The sequence below is a fragment of the Arthrobacter sp. 18067 genome (assembly GCF_902706295.1).
Classification (GTDB): Bacteria; Actinomycetota; Actinomycetes; order Actinomycetales; family Micrococcaceae; genus Arthrobacter.
The window spans coordinates 1-946 of sequence record NZ_CACSJJ010000060.1; the positions used below are offsets into that span (position 1 = coordinate 1).

1 protein-coding gene is annotated in these 946 nt (G+C 61.8%); it reads right to left on the bottom strand.

The window, feature by feature from the left end:
• Positions 1-871 (bottom strand): VOC family protein (locus GVL04_RS24060; RefSeq protein WP_159709170.1); only part of this gene is annotated, 871 nt, incomplete at its 3' end.
• Positions 872-946: the final 75 nt, after the last annotated feature.

Consider the following 946-nt stretch of genomic DNA (forward strand, 5'->3'; position numbering starts at 1 on the left):
AGAGGAAGGAGGGGGGTGGGGGTGGTCCCCAGTTGAAGAGTCCTTGGGCGCCTTCGAAGGTTTCGGGGGTCCAGATTTCGTCTTCGGGGATGCAGTCCATGTCGGAGTAGTACTCGGAGAAGTTTCCGGCGGGGTCTTTGAGGTACCAGAAGAAGTTGGAGCCGGCGTGGTGGCGGCCGAGGCCCCAGATGTGGCGTTCGGGGTTGTTTTCGAGCATGGCTTTGGCGCCGCGTCCGACGTCGTCGATGTCGTCGACTTGCCAGGAGGTGTGGTGGAGGAAGTTCACGGGTGCGGCGAGGGCGAGGACGTTGTGGTGGTCGATGGAGCAGCGCATGAAGGCGCCTTTGTCGGAGATGTAGTCGCTGATTTTGAAGCCGATGCCTTCGGTGAAGAAGCGCATGGTTGCTTCGAGGTTTGTGGTGCCGATGACGGTGTGGCCGAGTTTGCGGGGCTTGATTTGGGTGTCGCGGACGACGCCGGGGGCGCGTCCCCAGCGGTCGATGCGGCCGGGGCCGTTGTAGGGGGTTGCGGGGGTTTTCTCTTGGGCGATGCGGGGTGCGATGTGGATGCGTGCGGTGAATCCGGAGACGGGTTCGGTGGCGAGTAGTTCGGTGCCGTTGTGGTTGATGGGCACACCGAGGCGGGTCATTTGGTGGGTGATTTTGGCGATGTCGTCGTCGTGGTCGGCGCCGACGCCGAGTTCGACCAGGCGTCGGGTGGGTGCGTGGACGATTTTGAGTTGTTCGCCGCCGTCGCGGGTTCCGAACGAGTTGTGGCCAAGGGGTTCGAGGCCGAATTCTTCGTAGTACGCGGCTGTTTCGGTCACGTTCGGGACGCCCATTACGACGCGGGTCAGGCGGTGCAGTGACATCGGGGTTACTCCTTTGTATCCATTTGTTTTTGGTTTTGGGCTGTCTCTTATACGCATCTCCGTGCCCACGAGACG